Genomic DNA, 15,971 nt, shown 5'->3' on the forward strand with positions numbered 1-15,971 from the left:
CTACGGTCGGTGGTCATGAGAGCCGCACGCATTCACCGGTACGGAGACCCGAGCGTGATCAGCATCGACGAGGTGGAGCCCCCGGACCCAGGTTCTGTTTCGCAGGGGTGGTCGGAGCGAGGTGAGGTGCTGATCAGCGTGGCCGCCACCTCGATGAACCCCACCGAGACGGCGCTGCGCTCCGGGCTTTGGCCCACGATCGCCTTGCCGCTGACGTTGGGCTGGGATGTGGCGGGAACCGTGGACGGCGTGCCGATGATCGGGATGCTGGATTCCGGAGCTGCGGCCGAGTACGCGGTCGCCCCCGCCGGTCGGCTGGTGCCCGCGCCGGTGTCGGTGCCGCTTGTTGATGCTGCGGCGCTGCCGCTGGCCGGGATGACCGCGTGGCAGGCGGTCCGCGAGCATGCCCGCGTGGAGCCGGGCGAACGGGTGCTGATCAACGGGGGCGGCGGGGGTATTGGCGGGTTCGCCGTGCAGTTGGCGAAGGCCGCGGGTGCCTATGTTGTCGCCACCGCCAGCTCGCGTAGCGCCGCGCAGGTCAAGGAGCTGGGGGCCGACGAGGTGATCGACTACCTGGCCGGGCCGTTGAGCGTGGCCGAGCCGGTGGATGCGGTGGTGAACTGCGCGGCGATCGGGGACCGGGCGGCCGGTGCGCTGCCGGGGCTGGTCCGCGACGGCGGGCGGGTCGTCACCGTGGCCACCCCGGTGCCGGCTACGGACACGGTGCGGGCCTGGCATGTGGTCGTACGCAATGATCCGGCTGATCTCGCGGCCCTGACCCGGATGGTGGACGACGGCCGGGTCCGGATTGACATCTCCGGCCGCCGCACGCTGGCCGACCTCCCTGAGCTGCACCGCCTCGCGGAGGCCGGAGGCCTGCGCGGCAAAGTAGTCATCACGCCGTCCTGAACCGGCAACGTCCCGTCTCCCGGGCAGAAACCGAAGGGAGGCGGGACGTCGGAGGAAACCGCTCAGGGCCGGGTGAAGACCAGCGCCACGTTGTGGCCACCGAAGCCGAACGAGTTGTTCATCGCCGCCGGGATGTCCAGCGAACGGGCCTTGTGGGCGGCCACGTCGAGGTCCAGGCGGTCGTCCGGGTCGTCGAGGTTGATGGTCGGGGGGACGACGCTCTCGCGGATCGCCAGGATCGTGGCGATCGATTCGAGGGCGCCGGCCGCGCCAAGCAGGTGGCCCGACATCGACTTGGTCGAGGTGATTACCGGGTGGTCGCCGATGGCGGTCCGGATGCCCTTGATCTCGCCCATGTCACCAGCGGGGGTGGAGGTGGCGTGCGCGTTGACGTGCACGATGTCCCTGCCGGTCAGGCCGGCGTCGCGGATCGCGCGGGACATCGCGCGGATGCCGCCCTTGCATTCCGGGTCCGGCTGGACGATGTCGAAGCCGTCCGAGGTGATGCCGGCGCCGGCGAGGCGGGCGTAGATGGTGGCGCCACGGGCGATGGCGTGGTCGGCTCGTTCCAGCACGAGCGCACCTGAGCCCTCACCCATGACGAAGCCGTCGCGGCCCTTGTCCCACGGCCGGGACGCCTTCTCGGGCTCGTCGTTGCGGGTCGACATGGCGCGCATCGAGGCGAAGCCGGCGAGCGGCAGCGGGTGGATGACCGCTTCGGTGCCGCCGGCCACTACCACGTCGGCGCGGCCCGAGCGGATGATGTCCAGGCCGAGAGCCATGGCTTCGGCGCCGGTGGCGCAGGCGCTGGCCATGGAGTGCACGCCGGCCTGGGCCTTCAGGTCGATGCCGATCCAGGCGGCCGGGCCGTTGGGCATGAGCATCGGCACGGTGTGCGGGCTGACCCGGCGAGGGCCGGAGGCCTCCAGGATGTCGTCCTGGTTGAGCAGGGTCACCGCGCCACCGATGCCGCTGCCGAAGCTGACGGCGAGGCGCTCGGGGTCGAGGCCGGAGTCGGCGAGGCCGGAGTCGGCCCACGCTTGTTTCGCGGCGACCAGGGCGATCGCCTCGGAGCGGTCGAGTTTGCGCAGCCGGACCCGATCGATGACCGCGGAGGGCTCGACGGCGAGCTGGGCGGCGATGCGTACGGTCAGCTGCTCGGCCCACTCCTGGGTGAGGGGACTCACCCCGGAGCGGCCGGCCAGCATGGCGTCCCAGGTGGACGCGACGTCCCCGCCGAGCGGGGTCGTCGCGCCGAGCCCGGTGACGACGACGTCTGTGGTGCTCATGTCAGTGGTTCGCCTCGATGAAGGAGACAGCGTCGCCGACGGTCTTGAGGTTCTGGACCTCGTTGTCCGGGATCTTGACGCCGAACTTCTCCTCGGCGGCCACCACGACCTCGACCATGGAGAGCGAGTCGACGTCCAGGTCGTCAGTGAAGCTCTTCTCCTCGGCGACGTCGTCCGGGTTCACCCCGGCGACCTCTTCGAGAATCTCGGCGAGGCCGGAGGTGATCTCTTCGCGAGTTGCCATTGTGTGGTCTTTCCTCTCAGGTGAGCGTGGTGGTGGTGCTACCGGGTCACGGACAACGGATGACCTGACCGGCGTAGGTGAGGCCGCCGCCGAAGCCGAACAGCAGCACCGGGGCGCCCGAAGGCACCTCGCGCCTCTCGATCAGCTTGGACAGGGCCAAGGGGATGCTGGCGGCGGAGGTGTTGCCGGACTCGACGAGGTCCTTGGCGATGACCACGTCGGGGCCGAGCCCCAGCCGCTTGACGATGCCGTCGATGATGCGGGTGTTTGCCTGGTGCGGCACGAACGCCGCGATCTCGCTGGGCTGTACCCCGGCGCGTTCGAGGGTCTGCAGCGCGAAGGGCGCCAGCTCGGTGGTGGCCCAGCGGAAGACCACCTGGCCGTCCTGCTTGATGTACGGCGTGCGCCCCTCGATGCGCAGCACGTCTCCCTTGTCCGGGGCGGAGCCCCAGAGCACCGGGCCGATGCCGGCCTGCTCGCCGTCGGCCACCGCGCTGAGCACCGCGGCACCGGCACCGTCACCGAACAGCACGGCGGTGCTGCGGTCGGTCCAGTCGGTCAGGTCGGACAGCTTCTCGGCGCCGATCACGATGGCGTTGCGGGAAGCCCCGGCGCGCATCGCGTGGTCGGCGGTGGCCAGCCCGTACGAGAAGCCCGAGCAGGCCGTGTTGAGGTCGAAGGCGGCCGGGGCGGATACGCCGAGCCGGGCCGCGACCCGGGTGGCGACGTTGGGGCACCGGTCGATCGAGGAACAGGTCGCCACCACGACCATGTCGATGTCGGCGGCGCTCAGCCCGGAGCCGGCGAGCGCCTTCTCGGCGGCCGCGGTGGCCATGTCCGCAACGGATTCCGAGTCCGCGACGCGGCGCTCGGCGATGCCGACCCGGGAGCGGATCCACTCGTCGTTGGTGTCGACGATCTGGGCCAGGTCGTTGTTGGTGACCACGCGCGAGGGCTGGTAGTGGCCCATCGCGACGATGCGAGAACCCGCGGTCATGAATGTGCTCCTTCGGTGCTGTGGCGCGCGATGAGGTCGCGGGCGGCCGCCAGGTCGTCCGGCTTGTTGAGAGTGACGATCTCTGGCGCGCCGTCGCCCTTCAGCTCGCGCTTGACCAGCCCGGCCAGGGTCCCTGCGGGCGGCAGCTCGAGGATGCCGGTGACGCCCAGTTCGCGCAGCGTCGCGACGACCAGGTCCCAGCGCACCGGCGCGGTGACCTGCTTGACCAGGCGCTGCAGCAGCTCCTGGCCGGCGGTGACAGCGGAGCCGTCCCGGTTCGACAGCACGATGCGCGCCGGATCGGCGACGGCAACACCGGCCGCGACCACGCCGAGCGCCTGCTCGGCGGGAGCCATGTAGGGGGTGTGGAACGCGCCCGCGACGGCCAGCGCCCGCACCTTGGCGGGCGGGTCCTCGGCGAACTTCGCGAGGGCGTCGAGGGCGCCCGCGGCGACGATCTGACCGGCACCGTTGCGGTTGGCGGCGTACAAGCCCTGAGCCTCGATTGCGGCGACCACCTCTTCCGGGTCGCCGCCGAGCACGGCGCTCATGCCGGTCGGTTCGAGCGCGCAGGCGGCGGCCATCTCGCGGCCGCGCACCCCGGCGAGGGTGATGGCAGCCTCGGGGGTCAGCACGCCGGCCAGGGCAGCCGCGGCCAGCTCGCCCACGCTGTGCCCGGCGACCACGTCGACCTGGGCCAGCGGCAGGTGGTCGGCGGCCAGCAGGGCGGCGGCGACGAGCAGCGGCTGGGTCCGCGCGGTGTCCTTGATCTCCTCGGCGTCGGCGTCCGTGCCGAGATGCACCAGGTCGACCCCGGCGAGCTGCGACCACGAGGTCAGGCGGTCGCGGGCGCCGGGCAGCTCAAGCCACTGAGTCAGGAATCCGGGCTTCTGCGAGCCCTGGCCGGGGGAGAGTACAGCGAGCACGTATACGACTCTTCCGGATGCGGCAGCATTCTGAAGGTGCCGGGTGGTACGAAACCCTACGACCGACGTTGTGGGTTTCCTACAAAGACGTCGGGGGCCACTGGTGATATGCGGCCTTCGCTGGAATTATCCCGGCGGATCGAGGCGTCCGATGGCCAGCGCCATGCGCAAAGCGAAGGCATCCCGGCCGTCCAGCGGTGAGAGACCGGTCACTTCGGCCACCCGCTTGAGGCGGTAACGAACCGTATTCGGGTGTACGAACAACTCTCGCGCAGCACTCTCCAGCACCCCGGCAGCGGCGAAGAACGCGTCGAGGGTGTCCAGCAAGCCGCCACCGGCCCGGGACAGGGAACCGTAAGCATCGTTGCGCAACGCGCGGCGGGCATCGGGGTCGCCGGCCAGCGCCCGCTCGGGCAGCAGGTCATCGGCGGCCACCGGCGTCGGAGCCCCCGGCCACGCCGAGGCGGCCCGGAACCCGGCCAGGGCGGCGCGCGCCGACTCCGTGGCCTGATCGAGCGACGGCACGGCCGGACCCACCACAACCGGCCCCTCGCCGAACGCCCCAGCCAGTTGCCCCGCGGTGCTCAGCGGATCGGCGGCGCCACCCATCACCACCACGATCCGGTCGCCGTGCACCCCGCCGATCACCTCGACCCGGGCGCGCCGGGCCGCCCGGTAGACCGAGTGCAGCACCACCGTGTGGTCGCCGCCGGGGGAGCGGCCCACCACCACCGCCACCGGGGGCGCGTCCGTCCAGCCCAGCGCGGCCGCCCGGCTGGCCACCACGTCGGAGGTGTCGCCGCGCAGCAGCGCGTCCACGAGCAGCGCCTGCAGCCGGGTGTCCCAGGCGCCACGGGCCTCGGCGGCGCGGGCGTACACCCGGGCGGCCGAGAACGCGATCTCCCGGGAGAACTTGAGGATGGCCTGGGCGAGCGCGTCCTCCTCGCCGGCCGCGGCCAGCGCCTGCACCTCGGTCTCGGCGACGTCGATGGTGGCCTTGATCAGCTGGATCGTCTGGGTGAGCGTGATGGCGCGGGCCAGCGTGCGCGGGGCCGCCGCGAAGACCTCGTCGGAGATCTCCTGGGTGCCCGCGGCCGTGCCGCCCGAGCGCAGCCACTCGACCAGGGACCGGATGCCGGCCTGGGCCACGAGCATGACCGAGGACCGCTGATCCGCGGGCAGCGCCCGGAACCAGGGCAGTGTCTCCTCCATCCGGGCGACGCTGGCCGAGGCCAGGGCCCCGGCGCTGCGCTCGACCCGGCGCAGGGTCGCGGCCAGGGGTGGGGCCGCACTGCCGTTTTTTCGTGCCACCGGATTAGCATCGCAGGCCCGCCCCCGATCCCGGTGAGCCGGATCGTGAGCGAGACAAGGCGTACCTTTTGAGATGTTTGTCGGTAATAGCGGTGCGCCTTCCCCGCGATTCCGGTCGGTGACCTGGCATCGTGTCGTCCTGGCAGGGCATCAGGGCGGATTCGGCGGTAGGGGTCAACCAGGCCCCTGCGCTGCCGATGGGACGTCGCACTGTCGTGGAGACCGGGTGACCCCGGCGACGCATGGAAAGGAGGCGGCAGTGACACACCACGAGGGCATGGGCCCCGATGTGGAGCAGGACTGCGCCGAGGACATCGCCGTGCCGCCAGCCGACGAACTGGTCGGCGAGCTTCCGTCGCGGGGCGGATGCAGGACCCATTTGCACGGCTGGGCCGGTGCCCATCTGCACGGCGCCGTCCGTCCGCGCCGCCGCGCCGCGGGCCGGGGCCGCCCGCCGGGCCGTTGGTGCTGAGGGCTCACTCCCTGGTGTGACGCCGGCGGCGTGTCCCACCGCACCGCCGCCGGTCAGCGACCACGGTTGGCGGGTGGACGACAAGAGACGACTGATCCTCGACCAGGCCCTCGCGCTCGTCGACGAGCAGGGGCTCGCCGCGATGTCCATGCGGGCGGTGGCCGAGCGGGTCGGGCTCACCTCGATGGCGCTCTACCCCTATGTGGGTGGCAAGGACGCGATGCTCGACGGCCTGGTCGACCTGCTGCACCTGGAACTGGGTGACGAGTACGGCACCGACCCGGCAGGCATCGACTGGCGGCAGCGGCTGCGAGCGCCCGGCCGGGCGGTACGGGAGCTGTCCCGGCGGCACCCGGGGGCGTACCCGTTGCTGCTGAATCGGCCCTCACCCGGCGCCTCCTGGCTGATCGCCGCTCTGCGCGCAACCCTGCACGACGCCGGCGTGCCTGCCGGAACCGTGCCCCGGCTGACCCGGATGATCTGCGCGTTCTTACTGGGCTACACCACCGGCGAGGTCACCGGTGGCCTGCCCTCGGAGGACGCGGACACCGCCGACGAGTTCGACGCCGACCTGGACGACCTGATCCGCCTGGTGGAGGTCACCATCCGGGTCGCGTGAGCCCGTTCCCCCGCACGGCTCCCCCCTGGTGCCCTATAAAGGGGCAAAAGGGAGGGCCAATGACTGACGACTACGTGGCTCAGCGGTACGCCCACCTGCGCCGCGCGGCCTTCCTGATGTGCGGGGACTGGAACGAGGCGGGCGAAGTTGCCCGGGTCACTATGGCGCGCGCGCTGACCGATGCGGACGTCGGTGATCTGGACCTGTGGACGTACCGGGAAATGATGGCCGTTTTCAAGCCCGGCCATGCCCGCCGTGAGCATGTTTTTGTCGCTCCTGCGCAGGCCACCGGCGCTGCCGACACCGACGCTGCGCTCAGCGACGTCTATACCGTCCTGGTTCTCGACGCGTTGCGGCGGCTGCCACCCAAATGCCGGGCGGTCCTCGTGCTGCACCACTTCTGCCATCTCGCGGTGGGGGAGACGGCCGACGTGCTGGGGCTGGACGCCAGCAAGGTCACCGAGTACGAGGCCGACGGCCTGACCGCCTTCACCGAGCTGCTGCGCGCCTCGCAGCCGGCGGGTGCCCGATGAGCGCGGCCATGACCGCGATGCTGGAACGCGCGTGCACCGGCGAACCCCCGATCGGCGACGCGGTCGACGATATTTTCCGCCAGGCCGATCGGCTGCGCCGGCGTCGTGCCCGCTCGGTCATCCTGGCCGGGCTCGTGGCGGTCGCCCTGGTCATCATCCTCGGGTACGCCCTGACCACCGTTCTGCTGCCGGGGAGCAAACCGCGCTCGACGGCAGCCGTGGCGGTGGCCCAGCCGCGCCCCTCGGCCGTGCTCGACCCGGTGCTGGCCGTGCTCGCCAAGCCCATCGACGCCCAGCAGCGCCGGATCGTGCCGCGCCCGCCGTTCAGCGGTCCGGGCTGGCGGCAGTACGCGGTGCTCGACACCAACGGTGAGCCGCACGGGCTGGTGGAGGTCGCGGTCTTCGACGCCCCGGCCGGGCTCTGCCTGCCGGTGCTCGCCGAGGCGACCGCGTGCGCGCAGCCCGACCACAGCGACTCGGGCTTCGAGTACGCCCGCTACGACCGCACCGAGGACGTGGACTGGCAGGTGAACGAGGTGATCGCCCGCCGTGTGGTGGACGGGCGGACTGTGGCGGTGCAGGTCACCGGCGAACGGGGCACCGGCGACCGGGAAGCCGGGGGGCCGCCGCTGAGCACCCGGGAGGCTGCCGACGTGGCGACCAACGCGCGGCTGCTCGACGGCTTCGGGCTCGGCGAGCGGTGCAACCAGCCCGCCCCGGCCTGCCCGGTGTTCGAGGTGCCGATCCGCCCGGCCGGGTGATCAGACCCGGCGGCGGATCAGGAACGCGACGCCGGCCAGGCCCAGCAGGACCACCAGCAGCACCGCGCCGTTGAGCAGGAACAGCCGCTGCAGCTGGGCGAAAACGTCCTTGCTGACGGCCAGTGGGTCGAGTTCCTCGTCCTTGACGTTCACCCCGGACCCGGCGCCGATGCCGCCGCTGACGACGTCGGGCTTGGCCTCCAGCGGAACACCGCTCAGCCGCAGCGACTCCGACATGGTCAACCGCCCGTAGAACCAGCCCGCCGCCTTCTTGCCGGTCGGCTGCTGGGCCGGGCGGTAGGCCCGCGGCCCGCCGGAGGCCAGCGGGTACAGGTCGTAGACCTGGTTAGCCTTGTCCTTGATCTGCACGGTCAGGGTGAACTTGGGGCCGAGCTTGTCCGCTGCGGGCTTGCTGGTGGTCGGCGTGGCCGAGCCGAGCCAGTTGACCTCGGCGAGCAGCCGCTGGAACAACTCGGAGTGCTCGGCCTGCTTGATGGTCAGCTTGCCGTCGGGGAACTTGCCGGCGATCAGCACCGAATCCGGTTTGGGCGCCGCCTTGGGCGCGGTGACCACGCCGGTGCGCGCCCCGGCCGGTGCGGCGCTGACCGGCGTCGGGGACAGGGACAGACCGACCGCCAGCGACGCGGCGACCACGCCGGTCGCGGCTATGAGCCGTGCGAACATCCCTCGAGCCACCGTCCGGCCTCCCCCGCCTGCGTGATGGGCATGGTCTGCTGCGCCTGCGTCCACACAGCCTCCCCGCAGATCTGCCCGGCCGCATCCCGGTTCTCCTCGTTTTGCAAGCATCCGGCAAACGCACCGGGAACAAGGAAAAGGTGCAACGACAGCTGCTGATCAGCGGGCGAATAGTACCCAGCAACGGCAAGCGGACCGGGTCCCAGTCACCCGTCTTGCGGGAACTGTTATCCCTTAGACGCAAGCGGCTGGCCTCGGCGTTGCTCGATACGGTAAGCGCGCACCGGGTTGCCGATGCGCGCATACCGAAACGATTAAGAAATCTTGGCGCGAGCCGCTGCGATGCGAGCCAGGGTCTTCTCCCGGCCCAGCACCTCGAGCGACTCGAACAGCGGCAGACCGATCGTGCGGCCGGTGACCGCCACGCGTACCGGCGCCTGGGTCTTGCCCAGCTTGAGCCCGCGCTCCTCGCCCACCCGTTCGAGCGCGGCCTTCAGCGGCTCGGCCGACCACTCGTCCAGCGCACCGAACGCGGCCCCGGCGGCCTCCAGGATCTCGCCCGAACCCTCCTTCATCGCCTTGTTCCAGGACTGCTCGTCGGCCACGGGCTCGGCCAGGAACAGGAAGTCGACGTAGTCCACGATCTCGCTCAGCACCGAGATGCGGGTCTGGGCCAGCGGTGCCACATCGGCGAAGACCCGGAAGTCGAACGCGGCCGGGTCCCACGGCGGGGCCGGAATCGTCTCGGTGCCACCCAGCCAGGGCGCGCACACCGCGGCGAACTCCTCCGATGACAGCGCCCGGATGTACTCGCCGTTGAACGCGCGCAACTTCTTGACGTCGAAGAACGCCGGGGAGTGGTTGACGTCCTCAAGCTTGAACTCGTCCTCGACGACCTGCCAGGGCACAATCTCGCGATCGCCGGTGGGAGCCCACCCGAGCAGCATCAGATAGTTGCGCATGGCGGCTGCGAGATAACCCTCATCCCGGTACGACTCCAGCGCCACCTTGTCCCGGCGCTTGGACAGCTTCTGTCGTTTCTCGTTGACGATCACCGGTACGTGCGCCCAGACCGGGGGCTTGACCCCGAGCGCCTCCCACAGCAGCTGCTGCTTGGGAGTGTTGGGCAGATGCTCCTCGGCCCGGATGACATGGGTGATGCCCATGGTCATGTCGTCGACCACGTTGGCCAGCAGGAAGACCGCCGTGCCGTTGCTGCGGGCGATGACGAAGTCCTCGATGAGCTTGTTCTCGAAGGTCGGCTCGCCGCGGACCAGGTCGACGACCACGGTCGCGCCCTCGTCGGGGGTGCGGAAGCGCAGCGCGCGGCCCTCGCCCGGCCCGAGCGCGCGCTCGCGGCAGAAGCCGTCGTAGCCGGTGTGGGTGTTGCCGCTGCGCGCCACGACATCGTCGCGGGTGCAGTCGCAGTAGTACGCGCGGCCCTCGCCGTACAGGCGGGTGGCTGCGGCGGTGTGCTCGTCAGCGTAGGTGGACTGGTAGTAGGGGCCCTCGTACGTGCCGCGTTCGATGCCGATCCAGTCGAGCGCCGAGATGATGCCCTCGGTCCACTCGGGACGGTTGCGGGCCGCGTCGGTGTCCTCGATGCGCAGGACGAAGGCGCCGCCGGTCTGGCGCGCGACGATCCAGTTCTGCAGCGCCGAACGGGCGCCGCCGACGTGGAACATTCCGGTCGGGGAGGGTGCGAAGCGTACTCGAACAGTCACGAGCCCAGGGTACGGCGCCGGTCGACGGGGTTTTCGCCGGGCGGGTCGTCAAGCCACCGCGCGGATGCGGACCACCAGCACCGCGCCGAGCAGCGTGACCACGGCGGTCAGCGCGTACAACGCCGGGTAACCGCCCAGGTGCGTCACGATCGGAGCGGCGAGCGCCGGCCCGAGCACCTGGGGCGCCGCGGTGGCGATGTTGATGACACCGAGATCCTTGGCCCGGTCCACCGCAGCCGGCAGCACCTGCGTGATCAACGCGGTGTCCACGGCCAGATACACGCCGTAGCCCGCCCCGAGCAACACCGCGCCGATCAGGCAGCTCACCCAGGTGGGCCAGAGGGCCAGCAGGATCGCCGCGATCGCGATCACCACGCCGGACCAGACCACGAAGATCTTGCGGCGCCCGGTGCGGTCGGAGATGCGCCCGCCGATCACCGCGGTACCCACCATGCCCGCGGTGTACAACAGGATCATGATCAGCAGGCCGGTGTCCGGGTCGGCAACGCGCACCTTGTCGGTCAGGAAGTACAGCAGGTACAGCGTGCCCATCGCATTGCCCAACTGCACCAGGAACCGCGTTCCCCAGGCCAGCGCATAGTCCGGATTGTCAGCAAAAATCCGCCACACCCGCGTGGTGGGCGCGCGGGTGCCGGCCCGTTCGGGCAGCGGGTCGTCCGGCGTCGACAGCGCGAAGGGTACGGCCAGAACCAGCAAAACCACTGCCATCAACAGGTACCCGGACGCCGTCTCCGTCACTACGGCGGTCACCAGCACTGCCCCCAGCACCAGGCCCAGAGCCTGCGGCATCCCGATCCACCCGGAAACCGCCCCGCGCTGGCCGACGGGAACCCGATCGGGAACGGCGGCCGTCAGCGTGGCCAGCATGACGTTGAGCCCGAGCTGAGCCCCGGCCCAGCCCAGCGCCACCATGGCCAGGTTGCCCGCCTGCGCCAGCACCACCAGCGACAGACCGGACACCACCGTGCCGGCCAGCGTCCAGACGTGCCGGCGGCCGTACGCGCGACCCTTGATCGTGAACCGGGTACGGTCGGAGAGTGCGCCCGCCGCCGGGTTGACCAGGATGGCCACCAGCGCGCCGAGCCCGGTCACCCAGCCGAGCGCAGCCTCCTTGCCGCTGATGCCGAGGCTGTCGATCTGCTCGGGCAGCAGCACCTGCACCGGCGTGAAGAACACCATCCAGAGGCCGAGGTTCGCCGCGAACAGCAGGCCGATCCAGGAGCGCCGCACCGGCACCACCGGCTCGGCGAGCGCTGCCGGGGCGCCCTGCGTGACGCTCATGCCGCCTCCGGTGCTCTGGCCCGCCATCGAGCTGACGTGAAATTTCCTCGGACCCTAGAGGATGCTGCACGGTCGGCGGAAGAGCCCCGCGACGCGCGCCCGGCCAGGGTTGCCCAACCCGCCGCCACACGATCTGATCGAGGTCCATCGGGGGGTCGTCCGGCCCGCCGGTGAAACACGAGGGAGCAAGCACGATGGGCAAAGTTGTCGCGGTGGAGTACGTGACACTGGACGGCGTCTTCGAGGAGCCGATCTGGAGCGGCCCCTACGTCAACGACGAACTGGGTAGCTGGCAGGACCAGAACCTGCGCGAGGCCGACGCGCTGCTGCTGGGCCGGCGCACGTACGAGGGCTTCAAGGCGGCCTGGCCCCAGATGGAGGCGCAGACCGGCGACTTCGGCAAGAAGATGAACTCGATGCCCAAGCACGTGGCCACCACCACGCTGACCGAGCCGGAATGGGCCGCCACGTTCATCACCGGCGAGCTCGCGGACGCAGTCACCGCGCTGAAGGCGGGTGCGGACAACCTGCTCATCAACGGCAGCGCCGAGCTGGTCAACCATCTGACCCGGCACAACCTGATCGACGAGTACCGGATCATGGTCTTCCCGCTGGTGGCCGGCGAGGGCCGCAAGCTGTGGCACGAGGGCACCAAGATCGCCCTGTCCGCGACGTCGTCCTGGACCACCAGGACCGGCGTCACGGTGACCACGTACGTCCCCGCCTGAGCCGGCTTGAGCGCGGAGTTCGCGGTGGTCATCTGTCGCTTGACGACGGCCTGCGCCTCGTTGCCCACCGAGCTGACCAGCCAAAAACCGAGGGGTGTGCCCGAACAAGTCGGGCACACCCCTCGGTCAGCGTGCTGGGGTCAGCTGTCGCCGCCGGTCTCGCCCACCGGAGCGGCGTTCACGTCGTCGATCGCGTACTTCTTCGCCGCCTCGGCCGGCACGTGCGCCGGCACCGCGCCCTTGAGCGCGAGCTGGCGCAGCGTGGCCACCACGACCGACTCCGCGTCCACGTGGAAGTGGCGGCGCAGCGCGTGACGGGTGTCGCTCATGCCGAAGCCGTCGGTGCCCAGCGACGTGTAGTCGTTCGGCACCCAGCGGCTGATCAGGTCCGGAACCGCGCGCATCCAGTCACTGACGGCCACCACCGGGCCCTCGGTGCCCTCCAGCTTGGTCTGGATGTAGGGCTTGCGGGGCTGGTCACCGGGGTTGAGCAGGTTGTGCTCCTCGGTCTCGACCGCGTCGCGGCGCAGCTCGGTCCACGAGGTCACCGACCACACGTCCGCGCCGACGCCCCAGTCCTGGGCGAGCAGCTGCTGAGCCTTCACCGCCCACTGCATGCCGGTGCCGGAGGCCAGGATCTGCGCCTTCGGGCCGTTTGCCTGCGGGGCCTCGGCGTAGCGGTAGATGCCCTTGAGCAGGCCGTCCACGTCGACGTTGGCCGGCTCCGCGGGCTGCAGGATCGGCTCGTTGTACACCGTCAGGTAGTAGTAGATGTTCTCCTGCTGCTCGCCGTACATGCGGTGCAGGCCGTTCTCGACGATGTGCGCGATCTCGAAGGCGAACGCCGGGTCGTAGGCCACGACCGCCGGGTTGGTCGCCGCGATCAGCAGCGAGTGCCCGTCCTCGTGCTGCAGGCCCTCGCCGTTGAGCGTGGTGCGGCCCGCGGTGGCGCCCAGCAGGAAGCCGCGGGCCATCTGGTCGGAGGCCGCCCAGAGCTCGTCGGCGGTGCGCTGGAAGCCGAACATCGAGTAGAAGATGTACAGCGGGATCATCGGCTCGCCGTGGGTGGCGTACGAGGTGCCCGCGGCGATGAAGCTGGCGGTCGAGCCGGCCTCGTTGATGCCCTCGTGCAGGATCTGGCCGTTCGTCGCCTCTTTGTACGACAGGAACAGCTCGCGGTCGACCGAGGTGTAGGTCTGGCCGTGCGGCGAGTAGATCTTGCGCGTCGGGAACAACGAGTCCATGCCGAAGGTGCGGGCCTCGTCGGGGATGATCGGCACCCAGCGGGCGCCGAACTCCTTGTCCTTCATGATGTCCTTGAGCAGGCGCACGAAAGCCATCGTGGTGGCGATCTTCTGCTTGCCCGAGCCCCGCTTGACGTCGCCGAACCGGGCCGGCTCGGGGATCGCCAGCGGGATCGTCTTGGTGCGCCGCGACGGCAGGTAACCGCCCAGCTCACGCCGGCGCTCCTGCAAGTAGGCCATCTCGTCGGACTTCTCACCGGGGTGGAAGTACGGCGGGAGGTAGGGGTTCTCCTCCAGCTGCTTGTCGCTGATGTCCAGGTAGAGCCGGTCCCGGAAGCCCTTGAGGTCGGGCAGCGTCAGCTTCTTCATCTGGTGCGTGGCGTTGCGGGCCTCGAAGTGCGAGCCCAGCGTCCAGCCCTTGATGGTGTGGGCCAGGATGACCGTCGGCTGCCCGGTGTGCTCGGTGGCCGCCTTGTACGCCGCGTACAGCTTGCGGTAGTCGTGGCCGCCGCGCTTGAGGTTCCAGACCTCGTCGTCGCTCATGTGCTCGACGAGCTTGCGGGTGCGCGGGTCACGGCCGAAGAAGTTCTCCCGCACGTACGCCCCGGACTCGCCCTTGTACGTCTGGAAGTCGCCGTCGGGCGTGACGTTCATCAGGTTGACCAGCGCGCCGTCGGTGTCACGGGCCAGCAGGTCGTCCCACTCGCGGCCCCAGATCACCTTGATGACGTTCCAGCCGGCGCCGCGGAAGAAGGACTCCAGCTCCTGGATGACCTTGCCGTTGCCACGCACCGGGCCGTCGAGACGCTGCAGGTTGCAGTTGATCACGAAGGTGAGGTTGTCGAGCTCCTCGCGGGCGGCCAGGCCGATCGCGCCGAGCGACTCGACCTCGTCCATCTCGCCGTCGCCCAGGAACGCCCAGACGTGCTGCTGACTGGTGTCCTTGATGCCGCGGTTGTGCAGGTAGCGGTTGAACCGGGCCTGGTAGATCGCGTTCAGCGGGCCGATGCCCATGCTGACCGTCGGGAACTCCCAGAAGTTCGGCATCAGCCGCGGGTGCGGGTAGCTGGGCAGGCCGCCACCGGGGTGCGACAGCTCCTGGCGGAAACCGTCGAGGTCGTTCTCGCTGAGCCGGCCCTCGAGGTAGGCCCGGGCGTACATGCCGGGGGAGGCGTGGCCCTGGAAGAAGATGTGGTCGCCGCCGCCGGGGTGGTCCTTGCCGCGGAAGAAGTGGTTCATGCCGACCTCGTAGAGGCTGGCGCTCGACGCGTACGTCGAGATGTGCCCGCCCACGCCGATCTCCGGGCGCTGCGCGCGGTGCACCAGCATCGCGGCATTCCAGCGGATGTAGGCGCGGATCCGGCGTTCGACCATCTCGTCGCCGGGGAACCAGGGTTCCTGCTCCGGCGCGATGGTGTTGATGAAGTCGGTGGACGTCAGCGGTGGGACACCGACCTGGCGCTCCCGGGCGCGTTCGAGCAGGCGCAGCATGACGTACCGGGCTCGCTTGGCGCCACCTTCGTCAATGACTCCGTCGAGCGACTCGACCCATTCGCTGGTTTCCTCGGGGTCGACGTCCGGAAGCTGGCTCGGCAGGCCGTCGCTGATCACCGGGCGCTTGCGTTCCGTGGCCACAGGCATTCCTCTTGGTCGGGGTCGGACCGTACGCCCATCGTGTGAACCGCACGGCTATGTCTTCCATCCTGCCTCCTGACGGTGTCTGTCGTCACGCCTACCGGTCGGCCGCGCGACGAGCGACACACGTACTGGGCAGTAACTCGCGGTTAACCGTTCAGAAAACTGAAGCGCACCTGGCGCTCGGGGTTGTCGCCGTTGGGGTCCACGAGGCAGATGGACTGCCACGTGCCCAGGGCGATCCGGCCGTCGATGACGGGCAGGCTCGCGTACGGGGGGATCCAGGCGGGCAGCACATGATCACGACCGTGACCTCGCGATCCGTGCCGGTGGCGCCACTTGTCCTGGGCCGGCAGCAGCTCGTCGATGGCGGTGAGCCAGGTCATCATCTGATCCCGCGCCGGTCTCGATGATGGCGATGCCGGCGGTCGCGTGCGGGACGAAGACGTGCAGCAGGCCGTCACCGCGCCCGCGGACGAACTGCTCGGCCTCGCCCGTGATGTCACGCACGACCGGCTCGTTCCCGGTCCGAACGGTGATCACGGTGGTGTCCATGACCCGGAAGTCTTGCACGGCCGAGT

At 70.3% G+C, this 15,971-nt stretch carries 15 protein-coding genes and 1 pseudogene; 6 read left to right on the forward strand and 10 right to left on the reverse strand.

Annotation, left to right across the window (positions count from 1 at the left end; all coding sequences use genetic code 11):
• Positions 1–15 precede the first annotated feature (15 nt).
• Positions 16–909 carry an NADP-dependent oxidoreductase gene (locus TFC3_RS08160; RefSeq protein ID WP_067506225.1) on the forward strand — a complete coding sequence of 298 codons (894 nt, stop codon included), beginning with the start codon at positions 16–18 and terminating at the stop codon, positions 907–909.
• A 62-nt stretch (positions 910–971) separates the two neighbouring features.
• Here the strand turns inward: TFC3_RS08160 and fabF are convergent, their stop codons facing one another.
• The 5 genes from fabF to TFC3_RS08185 form a co-directional block, all read right to left on the reverse strand.
• Positions 972–2,198 carry a beta-ketoacyl-ACP synthase II gene (gene fabF / locus TFC3_RS08165; protein ID WP_067497609.1) on the reverse strand — a complete coding sequence of 409 codons (1,227 nt, stop codon included), beginning with the start codon at positions 2,196–2,198 and terminating at the stop codon, positions 972–974.
• 1 nt (position 2,199) lies between these two features.
• Positions 2,200–2,442, reverse strand: a complete 243-nt coding sequence (locus TFC3_RS08170) for an acyl carrier protein (protein WP_067497612.1) — start codon at positions 2,440–2,442, stop codon at positions 2,200–2,202.
• A 46-nt stretch (positions 2,443–2,488) separates the two neighbouring features.
• On the reverse strand, positions 2,489–3,439 hold the full coding sequence (locus TFC3_RS08175; protein ID WP_067497615.1) for a beta-ketoacyl-ACP synthase III: 951 nt from the start codon (positions 3,437–3,439) through the stop codon (positions 2,489–2,491).
• Positions 3,436–4,365, reverse strand: coding sequence for an ACP S-malonyltransferase (locus TFC3_RS08180; RefSeq protein ID WP_067497618.1), 930 nt, complete (start codon positions 4,363–4,365; stop codon positions 3,436–3,438). The genes TFC3_RS08175 and TFC3_RS08180 overlap by 4 nt, the downstream gene beginning before the upstream one ends.
• 126 nt (positions 4,366–4,491) lie before the next feature.
• On the reverse strand, positions 4,492–5,676 hold the full coding sequence (locus tag TFC3_RS08185; RefSeq protein WP_067497621.1) for a CdaR family transcriptional regulator: 1,185 nt from the start codon (positions 5,674–5,676) through the stop codon (positions 4,492–4,494).
• Positions 5,677–5,935: 259 nt separating this feature from the next.
• On the opposite strand from TFC3_RS08185, the gene TFC3_RS38485 reads away from it, so the two are divergent.
• The 4 genes from TFC3_RS38485 to TFC3_RS08205 all read left to right on the forward strand — a co-directional run bounded on the left by TFC3_RS38485 (position 5,936) and on the right by TFC3_RS08205 (position 8,061).
• Positions 5,936–6,148, forward strand: a complete 213-nt coding sequence (locus tag TFC3_RS38485) for a hypothetical protein (RefSeq protein WP_153040142.1) — start codon at positions 5,936–5,938, stop codon at positions 6,146–6,148.
• A 73-nt stretch (positions 6,149–6,221) separates the two neighbouring features.
• Positions 6,222–6,767 (forward strand): TetR/AcrR family transcriptional regulator, encoded by a 546-nt coding sequence (locus TFC3_RS08195; protein WP_067506230.1) that lies wholly within the window; start codon positions 6,222–6,224, stop codon positions 6,765–6,767.
• A gap of 59 nt (positions 6,768–6,826) precedes the next feature.
• Positions 6,827–7,300: a sigma factor-like helix-turn-helix DNA-binding protein gene (locus TFC3_RS08200; RefSeq protein WP_067497624.1), complete on the forward strand. Its 474-nt coding sequence runs from the start codon at positions 6,827–6,829 to the stop codon at positions 7,298–7,300.
• Positions 7,297–8,061: a hypothetical protein gene (locus TFC3_RS08205; protein ID WP_153040143.1), complete on the forward strand. Its 765-nt coding sequence runs from the start codon at positions 7,297–7,299 to the stop codon at positions 8,059–8,061. The genes TFC3_RS08200 and TFC3_RS08205 overlap by 4 nt, the downstream gene beginning before the upstream one ends.
• Here the strand turns inward: TFC3_RS08205 and TFC3_RS08210 are convergent, their stop codons facing one another.
• The 3 genes from TFC3_RS08210 to TFC3_RS08220 all read right to left on the reverse strand — a co-directional run bounded on the left by TFC3_RS08210 (position 8,062) and on the right by TFC3_RS08220 (position 11,783).
• Positions 8,062–8,745 (reverse strand): hypothetical protein, encoded by a 684-nt coding sequence (locus TFC3_RS08210; protein ID WP_067497629.1) that lies wholly within the window; start codon positions 8,743–8,745, stop codon positions 8,062–8,064.
• A gap of 326 nt (positions 8,746–9,071) precedes the next feature.
• Entirely contained in the window at positions 9,072–10,481 is a 1,410-nt protein-coding gene (gene gltX / locus TFC3_RS08215; RefSeq protein WP_082771925.1) for a glutamate--tRNA ligase, read from the reverse strand.
• A gap of 48 nt (positions 10,482–10,529) precedes the next feature.
• Complete coding sequence (locus tag TFC3_RS08220; protein ID WP_067506234.1) at positions 10,530–11,783, reverse strand: MFS transporter; 1,254 nt, start codon at positions 11,781–11,783, stop codon at positions 10,530–10,532.
• Positions 11,784–11,977: 194 nt separating this feature from the next.
• Here TFC3_RS08220 and TFC3_RS08225 point away from each other — a divergent pair, with 194 nt between their 5' ends.
• On the forward strand, positions 11,978–12,511 hold the full coding sequence (locus TFC3_RS08225; protein ID WP_067497635.1) for a dihydrofolate reductase family protein: 534 nt from the start codon (positions 11,978–11,980) through the stop codon (positions 12,509–12,511).
• Between the two features lie 140 nt (positions 12,512–12,651).
• Here the strand turns inward: TFC3_RS08225 and aceE are convergent, their stop codons facing one another.
• Positions 12,652–15,390, reverse strand: a complete 2,739-nt coding sequence (gene aceE / locus TFC3_RS08230; protein ID WP_067497638.1) for a pyruvate dehydrogenase (acetyl-transferring), homodimeric type — start codon at positions 15,388–15,390, stop codon at positions 12,652–12,654.
• Between the two features lie 149 nt (positions 15,391–15,539).
• Positions 15,540–15,945, reverse strand: a pseudogene (locus TFC3_RS08235) (YjbQ family protein).
• Between the last annotated feature and the right edge of the window lie 26 nt (positions 15,946–15,971).

The sequence above is a fragment of the Actinoplanes sp. TFC3 genome, assembly GCF_001553785.1.
GTDB lineage: Bacteria > Actinomycetota > Actinomycetes > Mycobacteriales > Micromonosporaceae > Actinoplanes.

What these genes read in the sequence shown, in the direction of transcription:
- TFC3_RS08160 (WP_067506225.1), top strand. Translation starts at nt 16, where the DNA reads ATGAGAGCCGCACGCATTCACCGGTACGGAGACCCGAGCGTGATCAGC.
- fabF (WP_067497609.1), bottom strand. Translation starts at nt 2,198, where the DNA reads ATGAGCACCACAGACGTCGTCGTCACCGGGCTCGGCGCGACGACCCCG.
- TFC3_RS08170 (WP_067497612.1), bottom strand. Translation starts at nt 2,442, where the DNA reads ATGGCAACTCGCGAAGAGATCACCTCCGGCCTCGCCGAGATTCTCGAA.
- TFC3_RS08175 (WP_067497615.1), bottom strand. Translation starts at nt 3,439, where the DNA reads ATGACCGCGGGTTCTCGCATCGTCGCGATGGGCCACTACCAGCCCTCG.
- TFC3_RS08200 (WP_067497624.1), top strand. Translation starts at nt 6,827, where the DNA reads ATGACTGACGACTACGTGGCTCAGCGGTACGCCCACCTGCGCCGCGCG.
- TFC3_RS08205 (WP_153040143.1), top strand. Translation starts at nt 7,297, where the DNA reads ATGAGCGCGGCCATGACCGCGATGCTGGAACGCGCGTGCACCGGCGAA.
- TFC3_RS08210 (WP_067497629.1), bottom strand. Translation starts at nt 8,745, where the DNA reads ATGTTCGCACGGCTCATAGCCGCGACCGGCGTGGTCGCCGCGTCGCTG.
- TFC3_RS08220 (WP_067506234.1), bottom strand. Translation starts at nt 11,783, where the DNA reads ATGAGCGTCACGCAGGGCGCCCCGGCAGCGCTCGCCGAGCCGGTGGTG.
- TFC3_RS08225 (WP_067497635.1), top strand. Translation starts at nt 11,978, where the DNA reads ATGGGCAAAGTTGTCGCGGTGGAGTACGTGACACTGGACGGCGTCTTC.